This window comes from Streptomyces recifensis (genome assembly GCF_002154615.1).
In the GTDB taxonomy this organism is placed as follows: Bacteria; Actinomycetota; Actinomycetes; order Streptomycetales; family Streptomycetaceae; genus Streptomyces; species Streptomyces griseoluteus.
Genome location: NZ_MUNH01000095.1, coordinates 1 through 23,994, shown reverse-complemented (window position 1 = coordinate 23,994; position 23,994 = coordinate 1). Strand labels below are relative to the sequence as shown.

The 23,994-nt window shown below is 69.6% G+C and carries 19 protein-coding genes and 3 pseudogenes; 11 read left to right on the top strand and 11 right to left on the bottom strand.

Going from position 1 to position 23,994, the window contains the following annotated elements; genetic code table 11:
* Positions 1 to 94: 94 nt before the first annotated feature.
* The 3 genes and pseudogenes from CCN33_RS06240 to CCN33_RS06230 form a co-directional block, all read left to right on the top strand.
* Positions 95 to 778, top strand: a complete 684-nt coding sequence (locus CCN33_RS06240) for a PadR family transcriptional regulator (protein WP_086692027.1) — start codon at positions 95 to 97, stop codon at positions 776 to 778.
* Positions 779 to 821: 43 nt separating this feature from the next.
* Positions 822 to 1,904 carry an inositol-3-phosphate synthase gene (locus tag CCN33_RS06235; RefSeq protein WP_086692024.1) on the top strand — a complete coding sequence of 361 codons (1,083 nt, stop codon included), beginning with the start codon at positions 822 to 824 and terminating at the stop codon, positions 1,902 to 1,904.
* A 93-nt stretch (positions 1,905 to 1,997) separates the two neighbouring features.
* Positions 1,998 to 3,257: pseudogene (locus CCN33_RS06230) on the top strand (MFS transporter); the annotation flags it as partial.
* Between the two features lie 50 nt (positions 3,258 to 3,307).
* Here the strand turns inward: CCN33_RS06230 and CCN33_RS06225 are convergent.
* Positions 3,308 to 4,753, bottom strand: coding sequence for a CCA tRNA nucleotidyltransferase (locus CCN33_RS06225; protein WP_086692021.1), 1,446 nt, complete (start codon positions 4,751 to 4,753; stop codon positions 3,308 to 3,310).
* Positions 4,754 to 5,013: 260 nt separating this feature from the next.
* Between CCN33_RS06225 and CCN33_RS06220 the strand changes: the two genes are divergently transcribed.
* The 7 genes from CCN33_RS06220 to trxA all read left to right on the top strand — a co-directional run bounded on the left by CCN33_RS06220 (position 5,014) and on the right by trxA (position 14,716).
* A complete protein-coding gene (locus tag CCN33_RS06220; RefSeq protein ID WP_086692018.1) occupies positions 5,014 to 7,383 on the top strand; it encodes a DUF6049 family protein in 2,370 nt (789 codons plus the stop codon).
* Between the two features lie 46 nt (positions 7,384 to 7,429).
* Positions 7,430 to 9,724: a murein biosynthesis integral membrane protein MurJ gene (murJ, locus tag CCN33_RS06215; RefSeq protein ID WP_086692015.1), complete on the top strand. Its 2,295-nt coding sequence runs from the start codon at positions 7,430 to 7,432 to the stop codon at positions 9,722 to 9,724.
* A gap of 118 nt (positions 9,725 to 9,842) precedes the next feature.
* Positions 9,843 to 11,561, top strand: coding sequence for a protein kinase family protein (locus CCN33_RS06210; protein ID WP_086692012.1), 1,719 nt, complete (start codon positions 9,843 to 9,845; stop codon positions 11,559 to 11,561).
* A gap of 26 nt (positions 11,562 to 11,587) precedes the next feature.
* Positions 11,588 to 12,316 carry an RNA polymerase sigma factor SigM gene (sigM, locus tag CCN33_RS06205; RefSeq protein ID WP_086692009.1) on the top strand — a complete coding sequence of 243 codons (729 nt, stop codon included), beginning with the start codon at positions 11,588 to 11,590 and terminating at the stop codon, positions 12,314 to 12,316.
* Positions 12,313 to 13,200, top strand: a complete 888-nt coding sequence (locus tag CCN33_RS06200; protein WP_086692007.1) for a hypothetical protein — start codon at positions 12,313 to 12,315, stop codon at positions 13,198 to 13,200. Before sigM ends, CCN33_RS06200 begins: the two co-directional genes overlap by 4 nt.
* Before the next feature lie 171 nt (positions 13,201 to 13,371).
* The gene (gene trxB, locus CCN33_RS06195; RefSeq protein WP_086692005.1) at positions 13,372 to 14,343 is read left to right on the top strand and encodes a thioredoxin-disulfide reductase; all 972 of its coding nucleotides are present in this window, start codon (positions 13,372 to 13,374) and stop codon (positions 14,341 to 14,343) included.
* Between the two features lie 40 nt (positions 14,344 to 14,383).
* Positions 14,384 to 14,716, top strand: a complete 333-nt coding sequence (gene trxA / locus CCN33_RS06190) for a thioredoxin (RefSeq protein WP_030806038.1) — start codon at positions 14,384 to 14,386, stop codon at positions 14,714 to 14,716.
* A gap of 89 nt (positions 14,717 to 14,805) precedes the next feature.
* Here the strand turns inward: trxA and CCN33_RS06185 are convergent, their stop codons facing one another.
* The 9 genes from CCN33_RS06185 to rpmH all read right to left on the bottom strand — a co-directional run bounded on the left by CCN33_RS06185 (position 14,806) and on the right by rpmH (position 21,640).
* Entirely contained in the window at positions 14,806 to 15,423 is a 618-nt protein-coding gene (locus tag CCN33_RS06185) for a GNAT family N-acetyltransferase (protein ID WP_086692002.1), read from the bottom strand.
* A gap of 161 nt (positions 15,424 to 15,584) precedes the next feature.
* The gene (locus tag CCN33_RS06180) at positions 15,585 to 16,679 is read right to left on the bottom strand and encodes a ParB/RepB/Spo0J family partition protein (protein ID WP_086691999.1); all 1,095 of its coding nucleotides are present in this window, start codon (positions 16,677 to 16,679) and stop codon (positions 15,585 to 15,587) included.
* Positions 16,676 to 17,749, bottom strand: coding sequence for a ParA family protein (locus tag CCN33_RS06175; protein ID WP_086691993.1), 1,074 nt, complete (start codon positions 17,747 to 17,749; stop codon positions 16,676 to 16,678). Before CCN33_RS06175 ends, CCN33_RS06180 begins: the two co-directional genes overlap by 4 nt.
* Positions 17,750 to 18,095: 346 nt before the next feature.
* The gene (rsmG, locus tag CCN33_RS06170; RefSeq protein WP_086691989.1) at positions 18,096 to 18,812 is read right to left on the bottom strand and encodes a 16S rRNA (guanine(527)-N(7))-methyltransferase RsmG; all 717 of its coding nucleotides are present in this window, start codon (positions 18,810 to 18,812) and stop codon (positions 18,096 to 18,098) included.
* Between the two features lie 117 nt (positions 18,813 to 18,929).
* Entirely contained in the window at positions 18,930 to 19,442 is a 513-nt protein-coding gene (locus CCN33_RS06165) for a Jag family protein (RefSeq protein ID WP_086691986.1), read from the bottom strand.
* Positions 19,443 to 19,457: 15 nt separating this feature from the next.
* The gene (gene yidC / locus CCN33_RS06160; RefSeq protein ID WP_086691983.1) at positions 19,458 to 20,747 is read right to left on the bottom strand and encodes a membrane protein insertase YidC; all 1,290 of its coding nucleotides are present in this window, start codon (positions 20,745 to 20,747) and stop codon (positions 19,458 to 19,460) included.
* Positions 20,748 to 20,750: 3 nt separating this feature from the next.
* Positions 20,751 to 21,113, bottom strand: coding sequence for a membrane protein insertion efficiency factor YidD (gene yidD / locus CCN33_RS06155; protein WP_086691980.1), 363 nt, complete (start codon positions 21,111 to 21,113; stop codon positions 20,751 to 20,753).
* A complete protein-coding gene (gene rnpA / locus CCN33_RS06150) occupies positions 21,110 to 21,481 on the bottom strand; it encodes a ribonuclease P protein component (RefSeq protein ID WP_086691977.1) in 372 nt (123 codons plus the stop codon). The genes yidD and rnpA overlap by 4 nt, the downstream gene beginning before the upstream one ends.
* Positions 21,482 to 21,502: 21 nt before the next feature.
* Entirely contained in the window at positions 21,503 to 21,640 is a 138-nt protein-coding gene (gene rpmH, locus CCN33_RS06145) for a 50S ribosomal protein L34 (protein WP_003975051.1), read from the bottom strand.
* A 405-nt stretch (positions 21,641 to 22,045) separates the two neighbouring features.
* Here rpmH and dnaA point away from each other — a divergent pair.
* Positions 22,046 to 23,803 (top strand): annotated as a pseudogene (gene dnaA, locus CCN33_RS06135) (chromosomal replication initiator protein DnaA); the annotation flags it as partial.
* Here the strand turns inward: dnaA and CCN33_RS33735 are convergent.
* Positions 23,796 to 23,994: pseudogene (locus tag CCN33_RS33735) on the bottom strand (helix-turn-helix domain-containing protein); the annotation flags it as partial. The pseudogenes dnaA and CCN33_RS33735 overlap by 8 nt on opposite strands.

The following is a 23,994-nucleotide window of genomic DNA, read 5'->3' as shown; positions in this document are numbered from 1 at the left end:
CTTGTCGCATGCCATGCGTCGTTCTATCGTCGTGATGTATCGAGTCGATACATCAGAGCGAGATAAAAGCGCTGTGTGCCGAGAGGAGGCGATCATGAGCCGTCGTTCAGGCATCCTTGAGTTCGCCGTGCTCGGGCTGCTGCGCGAGTCGCCGATGCACGGCTACGAGCTGCGCAAGCGACTCAACACGTCCCTGGGTGTGTTCCGGGCGTTCAGCTACGGGACGCTCTACCCCTGCCTCAAGACGCTGGTCACCAACGGCTGGTTGATCGAGGAACCGGGGAACACCCATGAAGACGCTCTGGCCGCCCCTCTCACCGGACGCCGCGCCAAGATCGTCTACCGGCTGACGGCCGAAGGTAAGGAGCACTTCGAGGAACTCCTGTCGCAGACCGGCCCCGACGCATACGAGGACGAGCACTTCGCCGCCCGGTTCGCCTTCTTCGGGCAGACCTCACGCGATGTGCGCATGCGTGTGCTGGAGGGCCGGCGCAGCCGGCTGGAGGAGCGCCTGGAGAAGATGCGCGCCTCGCTGGCACGCACTCGGGAGCGCCTCGACGACTACACGCTCGAACTTCAGCGCCACGGAATGGAGTCCGTGGAGCGCGAAGTGCGCTGGCTGAACGAGCTGATCGAGAGCGAGCGGGCCGGGCGGGACCTGAAGGGTCCCGAGTCCGGCGGTTCCGCTCAGCAGGACACCACATCTGGATCGACGGGCGGCCTGCCCCGTCCCAGGGATCTTCCGGGGACGGATACGCCCGGCGACACCGCCACGTGACGGCCCACCAGGGCCTCACTCGTACACACAGGGAGCAACCGGAATGGGTTCGGTTCGCGTAGCCATCGTCGGTGTCGGCAACTGCGCCGCGTCGCTGGTGCAGGGAGTCGAGTACTACAAGGACGCCGACCCGGCGGCCAAGGTACCCGGCCTGATGCACGTGCAGTTCGGTGACTACCACGTGCGGGACATCGAGTTCGTCGCCGCCTTCGACGTGGACGCCAAGAAGGTCGGCCTCGACCTCGCGGACGCCATCGGCGCCTCCGAGAACAACACCATCAAGATCTGCGACGTGCCCTCCAGCGGGGTCACCGTCCAGCGCGGCCACACCCTCGACGGTCTCGGCAAGTACTACCGCGAGACCATCGAGGAGTCGGACGCCGAGCCGGTCGACATCGTCCAGACCCTGAAGGACAAGCAGGTCGACGTCCTGGTCTGCTACCTCCCCGTGGGCTCCGAGGACGCGGCGAAGTACTACGCCCAGTGCGCCATCGACGCCAAGGTCGCCTTCGTCAACGCCCTCCCGGTCTTCATCGCCGGCACCAAGGAGTGGGCGGACAAGTTCACCGAGGCCGGTGTGCCGATCGTCGGTGACGACATCAAGTCCCAGGTGGGCGCCACCATCACGCACCGCGTCATGGCGAAGCTGTTCGAGGACCGCGGTGTGATCCTGGACCGCACGATGCAGCTCAACGTCGGCGGCAACATGGACTTCAAGAACATGCTCGAGCGCGAGCGCCTGGAGTCCAAGAAGATCTCCAAGACGCAGGCCGTCACCTCCCAGATCCCCGACCGGGACCTCGGCGAGAAGAACGTCCACATCGGCCCGTCCGACTACGTGGCCTGGCTGGACGACCGCAAGTGGGCCTACGTCCGCCTGGAGGGCCGTGCGTTCGGCGATGTTCCGCTGAACCTCGAGTACAAGCTGGAGGTCTGGGACTCCCCGAACTCCGCCGGTGTCATCATCGACGCCCTGCGTGCCGCGAAGATCGCCAAGGACCGGGGTGTCGGCGGCCCGATCCTGTCGGCCTCCTCGTACTTCATGAAGTCCCCGCCGGTTCAGTACTTCGACGACGAGGCCCGCGAGAACGTCGAGAAGTTCATCCGCGGCGACGTCGAGCGCTAGGCGCCGCTCGCCCGACAACGCTCCTGCCAGGGCTGTGAGGGTCCCTGGGGTCTGCCGACCCCGGGGACCTTCCCCATGTGTGAGGCTGTGCCCATGCCCGTCGTCCGTGATCTGCGCCTGCTGCTGCGCGAGCGGGACTTCCGGCGCCTGCTGTACGTCCGCCTGCTCTCCCAAGGCTCGGACGGCGTCTACCAGATCGCCCTCGCCTCGTACGTCGTCTTCTCCCCCGAGAAGCAGACCTCGGCCCCGGCGATCGCCTCCGCGATGGCGGTCCTGCTGCTGCCCTATTCGCTGGTCGGCCCCTTCGCGGGGGTGTTGCTGGACCGCTGGCGCCGTCGTCAGGTCTTCGTCCACGGCAATGTGCTGCGCGCCCTGCTGGCGGCCATCGCCGCCGTACTGATGACCGTGCACGCGCCGGACTGGCTGTTCTACGCCTCCGCGCTGTGCGTCACCGCCGTCAACCGGTTCGTCCTCGCGGGCCTCTCGGCGGCACTTCCCCGCGTGGTCGGTACCGAGCGCCTGGTGCTGGCCAACTCCCTCTGCCCGACCGCCGGAACACTGGCCGCCACCCTCGGTGCCGCCCTGGCCTTCGGCGTACGGTTCGTCACGGCGGACTCGGACGCGGCGGTGGTACTGCTCGGCGCCCTGCTGTATCTCTGCGCGGGTCTGACCGCCCTGACCATGGCCCCCTCCCTGCTCGGCCCTGACCGGCCCCCGGTGCTGCCCCGGCTGCGCACCGTCCTCGCCGACACGGCACGCGGCCTCTTGGCGGCCGTGCGGTACCTGGGCGAGCCCCGGCGCAGGGAAGCCGTCTGGGCCCTCGCGGCGATGACCTGCATGCGCTTCTGTTACGGCGCGCTGCTGGTCCTGCTGCTCATGCTGTGCCGCTACGGCCTCTCCGGAACCCCGGAGGAAGGGCTGAGTCTTCTGGGGCTGGTGCTGGGGGTCTCCGGCGCGGGGTTCTTCGTGGCGGCCGTGGTGACGCCCTGGAGCGCGGGACGGCTGGGTTTCGGGCGGTGGATCGTGGTCTGTGCGGGCGCCGCCGCCCTCCTGGTGCCGGCGCTCGGGCTTCCGTTCGCCACGGTGCCGCTGCTGATCGCGGCCTTCCTGCTGGGGCTGGTCACCCAGGGCGCCAAGATCGCCACGGACACGATCGTCCAGGCGTCGGTCGAGGACGGCTACCGGGGCCGGGTCTTCTCCGTCTATGACGTTCTCTTCAACGTCGCCTTCGTCGGCGCCGCCGGGGTGGCCGCCCTGATGCTCCCGCCGGACGGCCGGTCGGCGCTGCTGGTGATCCTCGTGGCGTTGCTCTATGCCGTCGTCACTGCGGTCATGGCTCGCTTCGAGCGGCGCCGGGAGAGCGAGAGGGGCGGTGTTTCACGTGAAACACGTCCCGGCGGCGTTCAGCTCTGCTGCTGCGCCCACCATTCCTTGAGGGCCGCGACCGCAGTGTCGTGCTCCATCGGGCCGTTCTCCAGACGCAGCTCCAGCATGTGCTTGTACGCCTGGCCGATGACCGGGCCCGGTCCGACGCCGAGGATCGTCATGATCTCGTTGCCGTCGAGGTCGGGGCGAATGGAGTCCAGCTCCTCCTTCTCCTGCAGCTCGGCGATGCGCGCCTCCAGCCCGTCATAGGCGCGGGACAGCGTGGCCGCCTTGCGCTTGTTCCGGGTCGTGCAGTCGGAGCGAGTCAGCTTGTGCAGCCGGTCCAGCAGCGGGCCCGCGTCGCGGACGTAGCGCCGGACCGCGGAATCCGTCCACTCCCCGGTGCCGTAGCCGTGGAAGCGCAGGTGCAGCTCGACCAGGCGGGAGACGTCCTTCACCAGGTCGTTGGAGTACTTCAGCGCCGTCATGCGCTTCTTGGTCATCTTGGCGCCGACCACCTCGTGGTGGTGGAAGGAGACCCGGCCGTCCTGCTCGAAACGCCGCGTCCGGGGCTTGCCGATGTCGTGCAGCAGCGCGGCGAGCCGGAGGGTGAGGTCCGGGCCGTTCTCCTCCAGATCGATCGCCTGCTCCAGCACGATCAGCGAGTGGTCGTAGACGTCCTTGTGGCGGTGGTGCTCGTCACGCTCCAGCCGGAGCGCCGGCAGCTCGGGCAGCACCTGGGCGGCGAGCCCGGTGTCGACCAGCAGAGTGAGGCCCTTACGGGGGTGCGCGGAGAGCAGCAGCTTGTTCAGCTCGTCCCGGACCCGCTCGGCCGACACGATCTCGATCCGCGCGGACATCTCCGTCATCGCGGTGACCACCGCCGGGTCCACCTCGAAGTCGAGCTGGGCGGCGAAGCGGGCGGCGCGCATCATGCGCAGCGGGTCGTCGGAGAAGGACTCCTCCGGAGTGCCAGGCGTACGCAGCACCCGTGCCGCGAGGTCCTCCAGACCGCCGTGCGGATCGATGAACTCCTTCTCCGGCAGGCCCACGGCCATCGCGTTGACGGTGAAGTCGCGCCGGACCAGGTCCTCCTCGATGGAGTCGCCGTACGACACCTCGGGCTTGCGGGAGGTGCGGTCGTACGCCTCGGAGCGGTAGGTGGTGACCTCGATCTGGTAGCCGTCCTTCTGAGCGCCCACCGTGCCGAAGGCGATCCCGACCTCCCAGACGGCGTCCGCCCAGGGCCGGACGATCCGCAGCACGTCCTCGGGGCGCGCGTCGGTCGTGAAGTCCAGGTCGTTCCCGAGCCGGCCCAGCAGCGCGTCACGGACCGAGCCGCCGACCAGGGCGAGCGAGAACCCGGCCTCCTTGAAGCGGCGGGCGAGGTCGTCGGCGACGGGGGCAACCCGCAGCAGCTCGCTCACCGCGCGCTGCTGCACCTGGCTGAGGGCAGCGGGATTGTCATCGTTGGGGTTCGGCACAACAGAAGAGGGTACGTGGCCCGGCCGCCCGGGACCGCACCCGTTTGACCGGCGCGGAGGCTCCCTGCCATACCCCCACAAGGACTCCCCTAGCGGCGGACACCGGCTCTCCGCTCCTTAATGGATATAGAGGACAGGCGGCCGCTCCGTGGCGATCTTGGGGAACGGTCCGTGGCACTCAGCCTCTGCGGTCATCGTTACCATGCGGGGACGCACATTCCGACGACCACTGATGACGACGACGAGGGACGGGCTAGCGCGTGGCCGACGCGGCTGAAATCCAGGGGCCCAGTGCCTCCCCTGCCCGCCGCCGACTGCGGCGCGCCGGAGCGCTGCTGGCGGGCGCACCGCTGCTGGCCGGGCTGCTCCAGTTGACCGCGGCCGAGCCCGCGCAGGCGGCGCCGGCGGACTCGGTGTCCGTGGCATTGGACTCACTGACGCCCAGCGCGCCCACCGAGGACGACACGCTGACCGTGTCCGGCTCCGTGATCAACAATGGCAGGCAGCCCGTGACCGGCGCCCACGTCGGCCTCCGGGTGGGCCCCCTTTTGAACACCCGCTCGGCGATCGACGGCATCGCCCAGCACCCCGACGATCTCCGCGGCGGTGCCGGCGACGAGCTCGGCGGCAAGTACACGCAGAAGTTCAGCAAGCTGATTCCGGGCGTCGCCGAGCACTTCAGCATCTCCGTGCCCGTGGACGAGCTGGACCTCGGCAAGGACGGCGTCTACTCGTTCGGTGTCTCCGTGTCCGGCAAGACCTCGGCGCGGCCCTGGGACCAGATGCTCGGCATCGAGCGGACCTTCTTGCCCTGGCAGTCGTCCGAGGCCGACACGAAGAGCCGTACGACGTTCATGTGGCCGCTGATCTCCTCCGTCCACATGACCGCCCGCACGGGCGCCGGAGAACGGCAGACCCCCGTCTTCCAGGACGACGAGCTGGCCAAGGAGATCGCCCCCGGCGGCCGCCTGGCGCAGATGATGGACCTGGGCCGGGATCTCGACGTCACCTGGGTGATCGACCCGGACCTGCTGGCCGCGGTGGACGCCATGGCCAACGGATACCGGGTCCAGCAGCCCGACGGCACCAGCAAGGCCGGCTCCCGCGAGAACCAGGACGTCGCCAAGCAGTGGCTGGCCGGTCTCCAGAAGGCCGTGGCGGACAAGGAGGTCGTCGCGCTGCCCTTCGCCGACCCGGACCTCGCCTCGCTCGCCCACACCGGCACCAGCGTCACCGGCTCGCTCAGCCACCTCAAGGACGCCACCGATGTCGCCACCCTCACGGTGAAGACCGTGCTCCACGTGACGCCGACCACCGACTTCGCGTGGCCGGTGGACGGCGCCGTCGACCCCTCGATCATCAAGGTGGCCACCTCCGCCGGCGCCGACCGGGTGATCGCCCGCAGCGACAGCCTCCGGGAGTCCGCCGGGCTGCCCTACACGCCGTCCGCCGCCCGCCCGATCGGCGGCGGCACCACGGCGGTGGTCGCGGACGCGCGGATGTCCACGGCCTTCGAGGGCGACCTCACCAAGGCGGACACCTCCACGCTCGCGGTGCAGCAGTTCCTGGCACAGAGCCTCGAGGCGAACGTACAGAAGGAGGAGCAGCGCAGCTTCGTGGTCGCCCCACAGCGCACGCCGACCGCCAGCCAGGCCCAGGCGATGGCCACCGCCGTGAAGGCACTCCAGGACGGCAACTGGTCGCAGCCGGAGACCCTCACCGGCGCCGCCAACGCCAAACCCGACCCGGACGCCACCACGCGCATCCCCTCCACGTCGGCCTACCCCTCCTCGCTGCGCAAGCAGGAACTGCCGAGGAGCGCCTTCGAGCAGATCGCGGACACGCAGGACAAGCTCGACAACTTCCAGGTGATCCTCACCGACCAGTCCCGTGTGGTCACACCCTTCGGCCGGGCCATAAACCGCGGAATGTCCACGTCGTGGCGGGGACAGGCCGCCAAGGCGGACGGCTTCCGCACCGACGTGCTGAGCTATCTCGACAACCTCGGCGGCCAGGTCAAGCTGATCGACAAGTCGGAGACCAAGCTCTCCGGGCGCAGCGCCACCATCCCGGTGACCGTGCAGAACAACCTGGTCCAGCCCGTCGGCCACCTGTATCTGCGGCTCAGCTCGACCCAGCCGACCCGGCTCAAGATCGCCGGCAAGGCGTACGACGAGCAGCCCGTCGAGGTTTCCGGCGGCCACAGCCAGTCGGTGAAGTTCACCACCTCGGCCAATGCCAACGGCCGGGCCACGGTGCTCGCCCAGCTCTACACCGAGGACGGCCAGGAGTACGGCGATCCCGTCAGCTTCGACGTGAAGGTCACCGAGGTCACACCCACCGTCATGCTGGTGATCGGCGGCGGGGTGCTGCTGCTGGTCCTCGCCGGCTTCAGGATGTACACCCAGCGCAAGCGGGCGGCCGCCCGCCAGGCCGAGGAGGGCCCGGACGAGGCGGAGGCGGACTCCGGTGACGAGTCCGGGAACCCGGACGACGCCGGGGACCGTCTACCCGAGGAGTCCGGTCCCCCCGCCGGGGCAGCGGGGCCGGACCAGCCGGGTGACCCTGCACCGGACACCGCACCGGAAAGCACCGACCCGTCCGGCACGGGTGAGAGAGTGGACCGTTGAGCGACGCCGCGGCCCGTGTGGCCAGGGACGATGAGGTGGGGTAACCATGAACGCGCCGTACAACGGTGACCGCGGCCAGGACGCCGCCGACTCGGGCCACGGTCCCGAGACCCCGCCCGAGCCCGGCCAGGAACCGTCGCAGCCCGCGGCGGACATGTACCTCCAGGACGCCTACGACCAGGACCCCTACCGGGCGCGGGACCTCTCCGCCCAGGACCCGGTCGCCGAGGCGCTCTACGACCGCGCCGCGCACCCGCCGCCCCCTCCGGGCAGCTACGAGCCGCGCCAGCCGCTCTACGCCCCGCCGTCGCAGTCCTCGTACTCTCCCGACCCTCGTGTGTGGGCCAAGACCCCGGCGCCCGAGCCGGAGGGCGACGCCACCCAGCACCTCCCGTACGGCGACCACCCCCGCACCACCCAGTTCGTGGGGGTGGACGACCTGGTCTCGCACTCCGGCGAGGAGTATCACGAGCCGGACGCCTTCGCGCACCTCCTGCGGGACCAGCAGCACAGCGGCGCCACCGGCTCCGCCCGCACGGCCCAGGGCGGCGGCTCCTACCCGCCGCCCCACACCCAGCCCCCGGCGTACCACGGCGGCGGAAACCCGTACCAGGCAGCCTCAGGGAACCCCATGCAGCCGCCCGTACCCGCCCCGGCCGGTCCGTCCGGTCCCGTGGAGACACCGGCCCCGCCGGCTCCGGCCCCGGCGAAGGGGCGCGCCTCCGGGCTGCTCGGCTCCAGCGCCGTCATGGCCGCGGGCACGATGGTGTCGCGCCTCACCGGCTTCGTCCGCTCCGCGATGATCGTCGGAGCGCTGGGCACCGGCGTCCTCGGCGACTCCTTCCAGATCGCCTACCAGCTGCCCACGATGATCTACATCCTGACCGTCGGCGGCGGCCTCAACTCGGTCTTCGTGCCCCAGCTCGTGCGCTCGATGAAGGAGGACGAGGACGGCGGGGAAGCCTTCGCCAACCGGCTGCTCACCCTCGTCATGGTCGCGCTCGCCGCGCTGACCGCACTGACCATGCTCGGCGCGCCGTACCTGGTGCGGGTCCTGTCGGACCCCATTGCCTCCGACCCGGCGGCCAACCAGGTGGCAATCACCTTCACCCGCTACTTCCTGCCCTCGATCTTCTTCATGGGCATCCACGTGGTGATGGGTCAGGTCCTGAACGCACGCGGCAAGTTCGGCGCGATGATGTGGACCCCGGTCCTGAACAACATCGTCATCATCGTCACGCTCGGCATGTTCCTGTGGGTCTACGGCTCCGCGGCCGACTCCCACATGACCGTCCACAACATCCCGTCGGAGGGCCAGCGGCTCCTCGGCATCGGCATCCTGCTCGGTCTCGTCGTGCAGGCCCTGGCGATGATCCCGTACCTGCGCGAGACCGGCTTCCGTATCCGGCCCCGGTTCGACTGGCGGGGCCACGGCCTGGGCAAGGCCGCGATGCTCGCCAAGTGGACGGTGCTGTTCGTGCTCGCCAACCAGGCGGGCGCCATGGTCGTCACCCAGCTCTCCACCGCCGCCGGCAAGGCCTCCGGGGTCAACGGCACCGGCTTCGCCGCCTACGCCAACGCCCAGCTCATCTGGGGCCTGCCGCAGGCCATCATCACCGTGTCCCTCATGGCCGCGCTGCTGCCGCGTCTGTCGCGCTCGGCCGCCGAGGGCGACGGGGGTGCCGTCCGCGACGACATCTCGCAGGGCCTGCGCACCACGGCGGTGGCCATCGTGCCCATCGCCTTCGGTTTCGTCTCGCTCGGCATCCCGATGTGCACGCTGATCTTCGGCTCCTCCGGCATCGGCTCGGCCACCAACATGGGCTTCATGCTGATGGCCTTCGGCCTCGGCCTGATCCCGTACTCGGTGCAGTACGTCGTCCTGCGCGCCTTCTACGCGTACGAGGACACCCGGACCCCCTTCTACAACACGGTCATCGTGGCGGCGGTCAATGCGGGCGCCTCCGCGCTCTGCTACTTCCTGCTGCCGTCCCGCTGGGCGGTCGCGGGCATGGCGGCCGTGTACGGCCTCTCCTACGCCATCGGCGTCGGTGTCGCCTGGCGCCGGCTGCGCAAGCGGCTGGGCGGCGATCTGGACGGCTCCCGGGTGCTGCGGACGTACGCCCGCCTGGCGATCGCCTCGATCCCGGCGGCACTGCTCAGCGGCGCGGCCTGCTACGGCATCGGGCACTCCCTCGGACAAGGCGTCCTCGGCTCTCTCGTGGCCCTGGTGGCAGGTGGGGCGGTACTGCTCGGAGTCTTCTTCGTGGCAGCGCGCCGCATGCGGATCGACGAGCTGAACTCGCTCGTCGGCATGGTCCGCGGGCGTCTGGGGCGATGAGCCGGGGGTAGTCGCACAACCATCGTCCCCCTCTGCGTGTCGTGCATAGCGGCGGACTGTGGGCACAATTGGGTTCGGCGTCGGACAGCGTGCAACGGATGGGGAGGCAGGGACGACGGTGGCGGAACGCAGCACGGCTGCCGTCGACGTGGCAGACAACAGCGGTGACGAGCCGCTGACCGCCAAGGCGGATCAGGCCACGGCCGACGGGGTGGCCAAGAACCCGGAGCGGGACACGGACATCGACCAGACGCAGGGGAGAGGCGGCGCGAAGGAGCCCGGCAAGGCGTCCTCGCCCACCGAGTTGCACAGCGGTCACAAGCTCGCCAAGCGCTACCGTCTGGAGGAGTGCGTCACCCGTCTGGACGGATTCAGCAGTTGGCGTGCGGTCGACGAGAAACTGCGCCGTGCCGTCGGCGTGCACATCCTGCCCGCCGACCACGTACGCGCCCGTGCCGTCCTGGCAGCCGCCCGTTCGGCGGCGCTGCTCGGTGACCCGCGCTTCGTCCAGGTCCTCGACGCGGTCGAGGAGAACGATCTCGTCTACGTGGTCCACGAGTGGCTGCCCGACGCCACCGAGCTGACCGCCCTGCTCGCCGTCGGCCCGCTGGAGCCGCACGACGCCTACCAGATGGTCAGTCAGGTCGCGGCCGCCATGGCCGCCTCCCACCGTGAGGGCCTCGCCCACCTGCGGCTGAACCCGAACGCTGTCCTGCGCACCTCCTCCGGACAGTGGCGCATCCGCGGCCTCGCCGTGAACGCCGCCCTGCGCGGCGTCGGCTCCGACACCCCGCAGCGCACCGACACCGAGGCGATCGGCGCCCTGCTGTACGCGGCGCTGACGCAGCGCTGGCCCTACGAGAGCGACGCGTACGGTCTGGCCGGACTGCCCAAGGACATCGGCCTCATCGCACCGGACCAGGTGCGGGCCGGCATCCACCGGGGGCTGTCCGAGCTGGCGATGCGCGCGCTCGTCAACGACGGCGCCACCGCCTCCCGGCACGAGGCCGCCTGCACCACGCCGGAGGAGCTGGTCAAGGCGATCGGTGAGATGCCGCGCGTGCGGCCGCCGGAGCCCGCGTTCAGCGGTCCGCCGGAGTACCAGCGCACGACCTACCAGCAGGGCACCTACGGCCGACCCTCGGCGCACGCGGGTGTCACCCAGCCCGTCGTACCTCCGCCGGCCCCGCTCCAGAGCCGTACCGGCAAGGCCCTGAAGTGGGCCGTCTCCGCCCTCCTCATCGCCGCGCTCGGCCTCGGAAGCTGGCAGCTCGCGGACGCCCTGATGGACCGCGGCAAGAGCTCCGACGACACCAACACCACGCAGACGCAGGACGACGGCGACAAGGGCGCGGCCAATGTGGCGCCGAAGCCGGTGAAGATCCAGAGTGCCCAGGAGTTCGTCGCCGTGGGCGGCGCCCAGCACCCGAACGACGTCGCCAAGACCTACGACGGGGACACGTCGACGGCATGGCGGACCAAGTCCTTCAACAACGGCCCCCAGATCGCCCCCCTGAAGCCCGGTGTGGGCATCGTCTACGACTTGGGCTCGGCAACGGACCTGGATGCCGCCACGATCGGGCTCCGCTACCCCGGGGACCACACCACGGTCGATCTCTACACCTCCGACTCGGCACCCGTGTCGCTGGACTCGATGCACAAGGCCGGCAGCACCACCACCACGAGCACCACCGCCACGGTGAAGCCGGGCAAGCCGGTGAAGGCGCGGTACGTCCTGGTCTGGCTGACGGCCGTTCCCATGTCGGGCTACGACGCTGCCACCTACTCGCAGGCGGGCTACAAGCAGGCCATCACCGAAGTCCATTTCACGGGCTGACGTCCCGTCCGACGCGGAGGGGGACGATGGCAGGCGCCAGTCGGTACGGCGAGGTGCGGGACGAGGATCTGCTCGCCCGTCATGTGCAGGGAGACCCGGATGCCTTCGGTGAGCTCGTGCGAAGGCACCGGGACCGGTTGTGGGCGGTCGCGCTGCGGACGCTGGGGGACCGGGAGGAGGCCGCCGACGCGGTGCAGGACGCGCTGGTGTCGGCGTACCGGGCCGCGCACACGTTCCGCGGGCAGTCGGCCGTCACGACGTGGCTGCACCGAATCACGGTGAACGCCTGCCTGGACCGCATCCGCAAGGCCGCCTCGCGGAAGACCGCGCCCGTCGACGATCCCGAACGCCTGGAACAGCTCCTGGAGCCGCACGAGTCGGCTGCCGCCCCGGCCGAGCGCAACGACCTGCACCGCCAGCTCCTGGAGGCTCTCGGCACCCTTCCCGCGGAACAGCGGGCCGCGCTGGTTCTGGTGGACATGCAGGGCTACCCGGTCGCAGAGGCCGCGCGGGTCCTGGACGTGCCCACCGGGACGGTGAAGAGCCGCTGCGCGCGGGGCCGGGCCAGACTCCTCCCCCTGCTCACCCACCTGCGGCCGGGCGCCGCCGGTGACGGCGGGAAAGAAGCCGTGGCGGGACGGAACCGGGTGCACGGGGCATCCGTCCCACCTCCGACAGGATCTGCGGGCGAGGGAACCGAAGACTCCGGGCCGAATGGTTCAGCCGTCGTGAAGGGCGGAGGTGGGCGAGCATGACGTCCTCGACGGACACGACCGGGCACCCGGACGTCGCCGAGATCTCCGAGTTGGCCGAGGGTCTCCTCCCACAGTCCCGCAGCGTGGAGCTGCGGCACCACCTGGAGGACTGCGAGGCGTGTGCCGAGGTCCATGCCGCGCTGACGGAGATCCAGGGCTTGCTGGGCGACGTTCCGGACGTACCCCCGATGCCCACGGACATCGCGGACCGGATCGACGCCGCCCTCGCCGCCGAGGCAGGCGGGCGGACCCAACCGGCGGATTCCGTAGGCCCCGGCCGTCATGTTTCACGTGAAACACCGACCCCACCGGCCCGCCCCGGCAAGCTCTCCCGCTCCACCACTGGCCCCGGCCGGAAAGAGCGCTCTCGAAGCCGTCGCCGGACAGCCGCTTTGGGCGCCGTACTCACCGCAGCCGTCCTCGGGGCCGGCTCTCTGCTCATGCAGTCCCTCGGTGACAACGCGTCCGGCAAGGCGGCGCAGAGCACGGCCGCGTCCGCCGTCGGCACGTTCTCCGGGGCCAGTGTGAAAAGCCAGGTGTCGGACCTGCTCACCGCCAGGAAGGGGCTGGAGCGAGGCAGCCAGCACCCGCAGCAGGACGCCGAGACGGACCTCGCCCCCTCGGGGCCTACGCAGAGCGCGAACACGCTGATCCAGACCGAGGTACCGGTACCGGACTGTGTCCGTCGGGCCCTCCACTCCGGTGAAACGGTTCTGGGGGCGAAGAGCGGTACCTATGCCGACAAGAGCGCCTACCTCGTCGTGGTGCCCGACACGGCCGACAGCAAGCGCGTGACGGCCTATGTGGTCGACGCGTCCTGTACGTCCAAGCGGACCGCCACCGCCGGGAGCGTGCTCCTTCGGCAGAGTCTCGTCCGTTCCTGAACCGGGGTGGGCGTCGTCTCCGTCCCCCTCTCCTCACTCGTACCGTGTGAGCCGTCGCGTGGCCGGACATCAGGGGAATGTGCGCCCCTTAGGATCGGTTGGGTGGTGTGAGAGTCCCGGCAGGGGCTCCCACCGGTCGGCCGACACAGACCAGAGACGAGGAACCAAGCCGTGAGCGACGTCCGTAATGTGATCATCATCGGCTCCGGGCCCGCGGGCTACACGGCGGCGCTGTACACCGCGCGTGCGTCCCTGAAGCCCCTGGTGTTCGAGGGTGCCGTCACCGCCGGTGGCGCGCTGATGAACACCACCGAGGTGGAGAACTTTCCGGGCTTCCCCAACGGCATCATGGGCCCCGAGCTGATGGACAACATGCGGGCGCAGGCCGAGCGCTTCGGCGCCGAGCTGCTGCCGGACGACATCGTCTCCGTCGACCTGACCGGCGACGTGAAGACCGTCACCGACACCGCGGGCACGGTCCACCGGGCCCGGGCCGTGATCGTCGCCACCGGCTCCCAGCACCGCAAGCTCGCGCTGCCCAACGAGGACGCGCTGTCCGGCCGTGGCGTCTCGTGGTGCGCCACCTGTGACGGCTTCTTCTTCCGGGACCAGGACATCGCCGTCATCGGCGGCGGCGACACCGCGATGGAGGAGGCGACCTTCCTCTCCCGGTTCGCCAAGTCCGTGACGATCATCCACCGCCGGGACACCCTGCGCGCCTCCAAGGCGATGCAGGAGCGCGCCTTCAACGACCCGAAGATCAAGTTCGCCTGGGACAGCGAGGTCGTCGAGATCCTGGGCCAGCAGAAGCTCTCCGGGCTGAAGCTGCGCAACCTCAAGACCGGTGAGCTGTCCGACCTGCCGGTCACGGGTCTGTTCATCGCCATCGGTCACGACCCGCGCACCGAGCTGTTCAAGGGCCAGCTGGACCTGGACGCGGAGGGCTACCTCAAGGTCGAGGCGCCCTCCACCCGGACCAACCTGCCCGGCGTCTTCGCCGCGGGTGACGTGGTCGACCACACCTACCGCCAGGCGATCACCGCGGCCGGCACCGGCTGTGCCTCGGCCCTGGACGCCGAGCGGTACCTCGCGTCCCTGCTGGACGAGGGCGGTCACGCCGAGCCCGAGAAGACCGCTGTCTGATACCCCCTTCCCCCCCGAATGATCAAGTGAGGAGCCCGCTGTGGCCGGCACCGTGAAGAAAACGACTGATGACTCCTTCGACGAGGACGTCCTCAAGAGCGACAAGCCCGTCCTGGTGGACTTCTGGGCCGAGTGGTGCGGCCCGTGCCGCCAGATCGCTCCGTCCCTGGAGGCCATCGCCGCCGAGCACGGCGACAAGATCCAGATCGTCAAGCTGAACATCGACGAGAACCCGGCCACGGCCGCCAAGTACGGCGTCATGTCCATCCCGACGCTGAACGTCTACCAGGGCGGCGAGGTCGTCAAGACGATCGTCGGCGCCAAGCCGAAGGCGGCGCTTGTCCGCGACCTGGACGACTTCATCACCGGCTGACGTTTCACGTGAAACACGGCTCACGAAGGGGCCGACCCACTCGGGTCGGCCCCTTCGTCATGTCCGTGAGCCGGAGCTTGCGCCCCCTGTTAGAGCGGCCGTAGAGCCGGTTCCTTGTGCACCGCGCCCAGCAGTCGGTCGAGGGCCATCTCGACGTCTTCCTTCCAGGACAGCGTGGAACGCAGTTCCAGACGGAGACGGGGGTGGCGGGAGTGCTGGCGCACCGTCTTGAAGCCGACGGCAAGGAGATGGTCGGCCGGCAGCAGGCAGGCGGGCTCTTTCCAGCGGGTGTCGCCGAACGCCTCGATGGCCTTGAAGTTCCGGCGCAGCAGATCCTTGGCGACCGCTTGCACCAGCATCCGGCCCAGCCCCTGCCCCTGGTAGCCGGGCATGATGAACGACGTGATGAGCTGAACGGCGTCCGGAGAGACCGGGCTCGTGGGGAACGCCGTCGCACGCGGGACGTAGGCGGCCGGGGCGTAGAGCACGTAGCCGACCGGTACGTCATCTACATAGGCGACGCGGCCGCAGGAGCCCCAGTCGAGCAGGACGGCGGAGATCCAGGACTCTTTCTCCCCCTCCGCGGTGCCCTCGCGCACGGCGGCTTCGGCGGTGACCGGGTCCAGTTCCCAGAACACGCAGGAGCGGCACCGCTGGGGCAGGTCCTTGAGGTTGTCCAGCGTGAGCGGTACGAGCCGACGCCCCATGAAAGCCGTTCCTCGCTTCCTTCGCCGGGTCACATCCGCTCGCATCGTATCCACGATGCGATTGCCTAGATACCGGCGCAAAGCAAAGAGCGGACCGTGTTCCGGTACACACCGGACACGGCCCGCTCTCGCGGCCATCCTGAGGACGCCCTGACAGAGGGCTACTCCTCGGAGTCGTCCTCCTGGAGCCCCTTCGGCAGGATCGGCCCCTCTCCCGGAGCCAGCGTGCCGAGGATGCGCTCCAGATCGTCCACCGAGGCGAACTCGACGGTGATCTTGCCCTTCTTCTGGCCGAGGTCGACCTTCACCCGGGTCTCGAACCGGTCGGAGAGCCGCGTCGCCAGATCGCTCAGTGCCGGGGAGACCAGGGCGCCGGCCCGAGGGCCCTTGGCGCGCTGCGCCCGCTGGGGGCGCGAGCCCATCAGCGTCACGATCTCCTCGACCGCCCGCACGGACAGCCCCTCGGCCACGATGCGGTGCGCCAGCCGGTCCTGCTCCTCGGAGTCCTCCACCGACAGCAGCGCCCGCGCGTGACCGGCCGAGAGCACGCCCGCGGCGACCCTCTTCTGCACGGTCGCCGAAAGCTTCAGCAGACGCAGGGTGTTGGAGATCTGCGGCCGGGAGCGCCCGATGCGGTCGGCCAGCTGATCGTGCGTGCAGTTGAAGTCCTTGAGCAACTGGTCGTAGGCGTGCGCCTCTTCCAGCGGGTTCAACTGCGCGCGGTGCAGGTTCTCCAGCAGGGCGTCCAGCAGCAGCTTCTCGTCGTCCGTGGCACGGACGATCGCCGGAATGGACTCCAGCTCCGCCTCACGGCTGGCGCGCAGCCGGCGCTCACCCATGATCAGTTCGTAGCGGTCCTCACCCAGTTCCCGTACGACGACGGGCTGGAGCAGGCCGACCTCCTTGATGGAGATGACCAGTTCGTTCAGCGCGTCCTCGTCGAAGACCTCGCGCGGCTGGCGCGGGTTCGGCGTGATGGACTCGAGCGGCAGCTCGGCGAAGTAGGCACCGGCGGGCGGCGCGGGGCGCTCGTCGGCCAGGCTTGCCGGGGCCTCCTCCGGCTCCTGGGGCGCCGACGACAGGACACCGCCCCGGCCGATGCCGGTGGGCCTGCGGTCGGGCGACAGAGCCGGACCCGATGCCGAGCCTGCGGACGAACCCCCGCCCAGCACGGCCGAAGCCGGGATCTTCTCGGTCGGCGCTGCGGGGATCAGTGCGCCAAGTCCTCGGCCCAGCCCCCTCCGTCGATCACTCACTGCATCCCCTCCACCATGTTCGGGTCATTCTGGGTGCCGAGGTGGGCCTGGGTCGGGTCATAGCTGACCCCCACTCCCCTCAGCGCGATCTCTCGGGCCGCCTCGAGATAGGAGAGCGCACCGCTCGATCCTGGATCGTAGGTCAGTACCGTCTGCCCATAGCTCGGCGCCTCGGAGATACGGACCGAGCGGGGAATGCTCGTCCGCAGCACCTCGTCGCCGAAGTGGGTGCGCACCTCTTCCGCGACCTGGGAGGCGAGGCGGGTCCGGCCGTCGTACATCGTGAGCAGGATCGTCGACACATGCAGGGACTGGTTGAGGTGACCCCGCACCAGATCGACGTTCCGCAGGAGTTGGCCCAGGCCCTCCAGCGCGTAGTACTCGCACTGGATCGGGATGAGGACCTCCTGGCCGGCCACGAGTGCGTTGACCGTCAACAGGCCCAGCGACGGCGGGCAGTCGATGAGGATGTAGTCCAACGGCTGCTCGTACGCCTGGATGGCGCGCTCCAGCCGGCTCTCGCGGGCCACCAGGGAGACCAGCTCGATCTCCGCGCCCGCGAGGTCGATCGTGGCGGGAGCACAGAAAAGGCCCTCGACATCGGGGACGGGCTGGACGACCTCGGCCAGGGGCCGACTGTCCACCAGCACGTCGTAGATGGAGGGAACTTCCGCGTGGTGGTCGATCCCCAGTGCCGTGGAGGCGTTCCCCTGCGGGTCCAGGTCGATCACCAGGACCCGGCCGCCGTGCAGCGCGAGAGAGGCGGCCAGATTGACGGTCGTCGTGGTCTTGCCGACCCCGCCCTTCTGGTTGGCGACCACGATGACTCGGGTCTGCTCCGGCCTCGGCATGCCTTCTGCGGCACGGCCGAGGGCGTCGACCGCCACTTGGGCCGCACGACCGATGGGAGTGTCGTCCATCGGAGGCGGTGTTTCACGTGAAACATCCGCCCCCCTCGATTCGGTACGGGGACCGGGGACCGGATCGGTCATCGGTCCCGCGATGTTGGCGTCGGACCGCAAGGATTCACTCTCCTCGACTACAGGCTCGCAATGAACAGAGCCTCCCATGCCTTCGGGGGCGTGAACCAGTGAGCCCTGTCCTTCTGTGGAGAAGTCCACCTCTGTGGACAACTTCGGAACCCCTCCGAGTGAACCAAGAGGCCGCCGGTCGAGGGGTTCTGCCGCGGCGCGACCGCGGCTGATGATGCCGTGCAGCAAGGAGCGACGTTTCACGTGAAACACGATGCACAGCCACGCGGACCCGTGCTCTGCGACACTCCGGCCCACTCGACCGACTAGCCCGGCCGGGAAAGAAAATGCGCCCCCGGTCTTGGCCAGGGACGCACTCTCGGAACTCAAGAGCCCAGGACTCAAGATCCAGGACTCACCAGCGTCGGGCCCGAGAGCCCACGACTCAGCGGCGCCGCCGCGTCCGGCTCGTCCGGGCCGCCTTGGCGCGCTTGGCGGCGAAGCGGACGCCGCCGGGGCTTTCCCCGACCTCCACCCGGACCACCGTGGACAGCGGGTCCACCACGCCCTCCCCGACCTGGAGCACCGAGGTGGAGACGGCACCGAGCTTGCTGAGCGCGGTGGACGCCGCCTTCAGCTCCTCCTCGGCGGTGTCACCCTTGAGCGCCAGCATCTCGCCGTAGGGCCGCAGCAGCGGGATGCCCCAGGTGGCCAGGCGGTCCAGCGGAGCCACGGCACGCGCGGTCACCACGTGGACCGGCGGCACCTTGCCCAGCATCTCCTCCGCGCGCCCACGGACCACGGTGACGTGGTCCAGGCCCAGCAGCTCCACGACCTCGGTGAGGAACGTGGTCCGCCGCAGCAGGGGCTCCAGCAGGGTGATGTTGAGGTCGTCCCGCACCAGGGCCAGCGGAATGCCGGGCAGTCCCGCACCCGAGCCGACATCGCACACCGTCACCCCCTCGGGGACGGCCTCGGAGAGCACCGCGCAGTTCAGCAGGTGCCGCTCCCACAGCCGGGGCACCTCCCGCGGGCCGATCAGGCCACGCTGGACGCCTGCCTCGGCCAGCAGCTCCGCATAGCGGACCGCGTCATCGAAGCGATCGCCAAACACTTCCCGCGCCTCTTCGGGCGCGGGGGGAAGCTCCGCTGCCTCCGTCACGGGGACCGTCCTTCCGTACCGCGCCGGTGCTTCACGCACCGGCCCTCAGAACTACCAGGCTGACAAAGTTCGGCCCCGTCTGTTGGTCAGACGGGGCCGATGGAACCATGGGGCCGATCAGGCGGGCAGTACGACGACGAACCGCTGGGGCTCCTCGCCCTCGGACTCGCTGCGCAGTCCCGCGCCCTTGATCGCGTCGTGGACGACCTTGCGCTCGAATGGGGTCATCGGCTTGAGCTTGACCGGCTCGCCGGTGCTCTTGACCTCGGCGGCCGCCTTGGCGCCCAGCTCGGCCAGCTCGGTGCGCTTCTGCGCCCGGTAGCCCGCGATGTCCAGCATCAGCCGGCTGCGGTCACCGGTCTCGCGGTGCACGGCCAGGCGGGTCAGCTCCTGAAGGGCCTCCAGCACCTCGCCGTCCCGGCCGACCAGCTTCTGCAGATCGCGGCCCGGCGCGTCGCTGATGATCGAGACGGAGGCGCGGTCGGCCTCCACGTCCATGTCGATGTCGCCGTCGAGATCGGCGATGTCCAGCAGACCCTCGAGGTAGTCCGCAGCGATCTCACCCTCCTGCTCCAGGCGGGTGAGGGTGTCTGCACCCTCGGCGGCGGCGGTGGTGGTGCCTTCCGTCACGGGATGGGCTCCTTCTTACTTCTTGGACGGGGACTTGGGCCGCTGGCCACCCTTGCGCTGCCCGGACTGGGCCTTGCTGCGGGTGCCGGAACCGGGCTTCGGAGTCTGCTTGGGAGGCGCGGGCTTGGCGTCCTGCGGCTCCTCGGACTTGGTCAGCGAGGGCGAAGAGACGGGCTCATCGGCCGGCTCGGCCTCGTGCGGCTGCTTGGGCCCCGCCTGGCGCTGGGACTTGCTCTGCCGCTTGGGCTGCTGACGGCGCGGGGCGCCGGCAACCGCGGTGGGCGTGCCGTCCTCGGCCTGGGTGACGGCCTGGCTGTCGCTCTTGACCACGTTGCCGTCGGCCTGGGCCACCAGACCGGCCTTGGTGAGGGAGTTGATGAACTTCCGCTCGGCCTCGTTGCGGTCGCGGCCCTTGGCGACGATCGCCTTGACGATCACCCGGGCGCTGCGGCTGCGGATCTTGCCGTGGTACGTGACGTGACCGGTCAGCCGCTCCAGGTAGGCGGCCTGCGCCTTGGAGCCCGGAGTCGGGTTGTTGCGGATGACGTACATCTGCTGGCCCATGGTCCACACGTTGGTGGTCAGCCAGTAGACGAGGACACCGACCGGGAAGTTGATGCCGAAGACGGCGAACATGATCGGGAAGACGTACATCAGCATCTTCTGCTGCTGCATGAACGGGGTCTTCACCGAGGTGTCGACGTTCTTCGTCATGAGCTGGCGCTGCGTGTAGAACTGCGACGCCGACATCAGGACGATCATGATGGCGGTGACGACCCGCACATCGGTGACCGTGGCGTGCAGGGCAGCCAGCGTGTCCGCGTTGTCCTTGAACTTCGCCGCGAGGGGGGCACCGAAGATGTGTGCCTTACGGGCGCTCTCCAGCAACGAGTCGTTGATGACGCCGATGGTCTTGCCCGACGCGATGCCGTTGAGCACGTGGTACAGGGCGAAGAAGAACGGCGACTGCGCCAGGATGGGAAGGCACGAGGAGAGCGGGTTGGTACCCGACTCCTTGTACAGCTTCATCATCTCTTCGGACTGGCGCTGCTTGTCGTTCTTGTAGCGCTCCTGGATCTTCTTCATCTCCGGCTGGAGCGTCTGCATCGCGCGCGTCGCCTTGATCTGCTTCACGAAGAGCGGGATCAGGCAGATGCGGATCAGGACCACCAGGGACACGATGGACAGGCCCCAGGCCCAACCCGTGTCCGGGCCGAAGATGGCCCCGTACACCGTGTGGAACTGGACGATGACCCAGGAGACGGGTGTCGTGATGAAGCTGAAGAAGCTGGCAATCGTGTCCACTAATCATGCTCCTTGGGCATGGGACGAGGTCTCTGCGGCCGGGCCCGAAGGTGGCTCGGAAGAAAGCTTCGCCTCGGTGGCCGGTTCGGCGGAGTTCCCGCCCTTGCGTGCGCCCCAGGCGTTGCGCAGCATTTCGTGCCACCGCGGGCGCTTGCGCGGTGGGACATGGTCCACACCGCCCAGCGACCACGGATTGCAGCGGAGAATGCGCCAGGCCGTGAGAGCTGTTCCCTTGATGGCACCGTGCCGGTCGATGGCCGTGTAGCCGTAGTGGGAGCACGACGGGTAGTACTTGCACACCGGCCCCAGCAGCGGACTGATCGTCCACTGGTACAACTTGATCAGAGCCAGTAGCGGGTACTTCATCGCGTGCCCCCTCCCAGTAGCCGCTGGATAGCGGCGTCCAGGTCTTGGGCCAGCCGTGCGTGGTCCGCGTCGCCCGATCCGGGCAGCGCGCGTACGACTACCAGGCTACCGGGGGGAAACAGGGCGACTCGGTCACGCATCAGGTGACGCAGTCTGCGCTTGACGGTATTGCGGACGACCGCGTTGCCCACGGCCTTGCTCACGACGAAACCCGCACGCGTCGGGGGAGCGCTCTCCCCAGGCGCGTGCGGGTCCGTGGCACCGCTGCGAAAGTGGACGACGAGAGTCGGGCGACCGGCCCGGCGTCCTCGTCGTACCGCGGATGCGAAGTCCTCGCGCCGCCTCAGCCGGTTTTCGAGGGGCAGCACGATGTCATGACCTGATCGGGATCAGGCGGACAGACGGGCGCGACCCTTGCTGCGGCGGGTCGCCAGGATGGCGCGGCCGGCACGGGTACGCATACGCAGCCGGAAGCCGTGGGTCTTCGCGCGACGACGGTTGTTCGGCTGGAAGGTGCGCTTGCTCACTCGGGGGCTCCAGAAGAAATCGGTAGTGGCGGGGTGCCGTCCTGGCTGTCACCGTGCGCCCACGAGTAGCTCGCGTCACGCCCGAGTGCACCGCTTCCCGATCACCTGAAGCGATCTGTGCCCATCGGAGGCAGGCGGCAGCAGCCATCGACAACTCGACCTGGTTACGGTACGCGCGGCTACGCCATCCGGTCAAACCGGCGCCCGTCGGGGGAGACTGTCCACAGGCTGGGGACAACAACTTGAACCCTACCGGCTGCGCTGACTACCGTGGCTGGACTCCGATTCGTTCCCTTGTCCCCGCACGACCGGGATTGCCCGGCCCAGTCCGGCCCGTCCACCCGATTTTCATCCCGACCCATCCCACAACCACACGTTCGTGGGACCTGCGAGAGAGCGTGCCCTGTGGCTGACGTACCTGCCGATCTTGCCGCAGTGTGGCCACGCGTACTGGAGGAACTCCTGGGCGAGGGCCGGGGCCAGGGCGTCGAGACCAAGGACGAGCACTGGATCAGACGCTGCCAGCCGCTGGCCCTGGTCGCGGACACCGCGCTGCTGGCCGTGCCGAACGAATTCGCCAAGAACGTACTCGAGGGCCGCCTGGCCCCGGTCGTCAGCGAGACCCTGAGCCGCGAGTGCGGCCGCCCCATCCGGATCGCCATCACGGTGGACGACTCCGTCGGCGGCCCCCCGGCCCCCCAGCCGTCGGGCGGCCACGAGCAGTCCGACTCCCGTGATCGTGACCGCGACCAGCGCGAACAGGGCGCCCCGCCGCGCTACGAGGAGCCTGAACTGCCTTCGGGCCCCTACGAGGGCTACGGCCGCCACCGCGCCGACGACCAGCAGCGTCCGGGCGACGGCCAGGCCGGCCGCGGCGAACGCCCGCCGACCGCGCGCGAGGAGCGGATGCCGACGGCCCGCCCCACCTATCCGTCCGAGTACCAGCGCCCCGAGCCGGGCGCCTGGCCGCGCTCCGGGCAGGACGACTACGGCTGGCAGCAGCCCCGCCTCGGCTACCCCGAGCGCGATCCCTACGCCTCCCCGTCCCAGGACTCCTACGGCGGCGCGCCGGACTACCGCGCGCCCGGCCGCGAGCGCCAGGGATACGAGCAGCAGCGCCCCGGCTACGACGCCCCGCGCCCGGAGTACGGCGCGCCCCGTGCCGAGTACGACCAGCGCGACCCGGTCCGGCGGGAGCGGCCCGAGTCGTCCTCCGACAGCGGTGCCGGGCGGCGCGGCGGCGGGACCGGGCGTCCCGAGCTGCCGTCCACCGGCCGCGGCGGCTCCGGCTCGTCGTCCTCCCCCTCGCCGAGCGCCGGGGGTCCCGGCGAGCCGACCGCGCGGCTGAACCCGAAGTACCTCTTCGACACCTTCGTCATCGGCGCCTCCAACCGCTTCGCGCACGCGGCCGCGGTGGCCGTCGCCGAGGCGCCGGCCAAGGCGTACAACCCCCTCTTCATCTATGGGGAGTCGGGGCTCGGCAAGACCCACCTGCTGCACGCGATCGGGCACTACGCGCGCAGCCTTTACCCCGGTACACGGGTGCGGTACGTCAGCTCGGAGGAGTTCACCAACGAGTTCATCAACTCGATCCGCGACGGCAAGGGCGACAGCTTCCGCAAGCGGTACCGGGAGATGGACATCCTGCTCGTCGACGACATCCAGTTCCTCGCGGACAAGGAGTCGACGCAGGAGGAGTTCTTCCACACCTTCAACACGCTGCACAACGCCAACAAGCAGATCGTGCTCTCCTCCGACCGGCCGCCCAAGCAGCTCGTCACGCTGGAGGACCGGCTGCGCAACCGCTTCGAGTGGGGCCTGATCACCGACGTACAGCCGCCCGAGCTGGAGACGCGGATCGCGATCCTGCGCAAGAAGGCGGTGCAGGAGCAGCTCAACGCCCCGCCGGAGGTGCTGGAGTTCATCGCCTCCCGGATCTCGCGGAACATCCGTGAGCTGGAGGGCGCGCTGATCCGGGTGACGGCCTTCGCCTCGCTCAACCGGCAGCCGGTGGACCTGGGGCTCACCGAGATCGTCCTCAAGGACCTGATCCCCGGCGGCGAGGACTCCGCGCCCGAGATCACGGCCACGGCCATCATGGCGGCCACCGCGGACTACTTCGGGCTCACGGTGGACGACCTCTGCGGCACCTCGCGCGGCCGCCGAACTGAGCGCCGATCTTCGGCAGCGACAGGTCCGTCAGCTCCCGGCACAGGTACATGGCGATCTGCCGGGCGGTGACCAGCGCGCGGCCGCGCGAGGTGCCGCAGAGGTCGTCCACCGTGAGCCCGAAGTAGTCCGCGGTGGCCGCCATGATGGCCGTGGCCGTGATCTCGGGCGCGGAGTCCTCGCCG

Coding starts and splice junctions, on each gene's coding strand:
- CCN33_RS06200 (WP_086692007.1), top strand. CDS start 12,313: ATGACGTCCTCGACGGACACGACCGGGCACCCGGACGTCGCCGAGATC.
- sigM (WP_086692009.1), top strand. CDS start 11,588: ATGGCAGGCGCCAGTCGGTACGGCGAGGTGCGGGACGAGGATCTGCTC.
- CCN33_RS06185 (WP_086692002.1), bottom strand. CDS start 15,423: ATGGGGCGTCGGCTCGTACCGCTCACGCTGGACAACCTCAAGGACCTG.
- CCN33_RS06175 (WP_086691993.1), bottom strand. CDS start 17,749: ATGGGAGGCTCTGTTCATTGCGAGCCTGTAGTCGAGGAGAGTGAATCC.
- yidD (WP_086691980.1), bottom strand. CDS start 21,113: ATGAAGTACCCGCTACTGGCTCTGATCAAGTTGTACCAGTGGACGATC.
- murJ (WP_086692015.1), top strand. CDS start 7,430: ATGAACGCGCCGTACAACGGTGACCGCGGCCAGGACGCCGCCGACTCG.
- CCN33_RS06235 (WP_086692024.1), top strand. CDS start 822: ATGGGTTCGGTTCGCGTAGCCATCGTCGGTGTCGGCAACTGCGCCGCG.
- CCN33_RS06240 (WP_086692027.1), top strand. CDS start 95: ATGAGCCGTCGTTCAGGCATCCTTGAGTTCGCCGTGCTCGGGCTGCTG.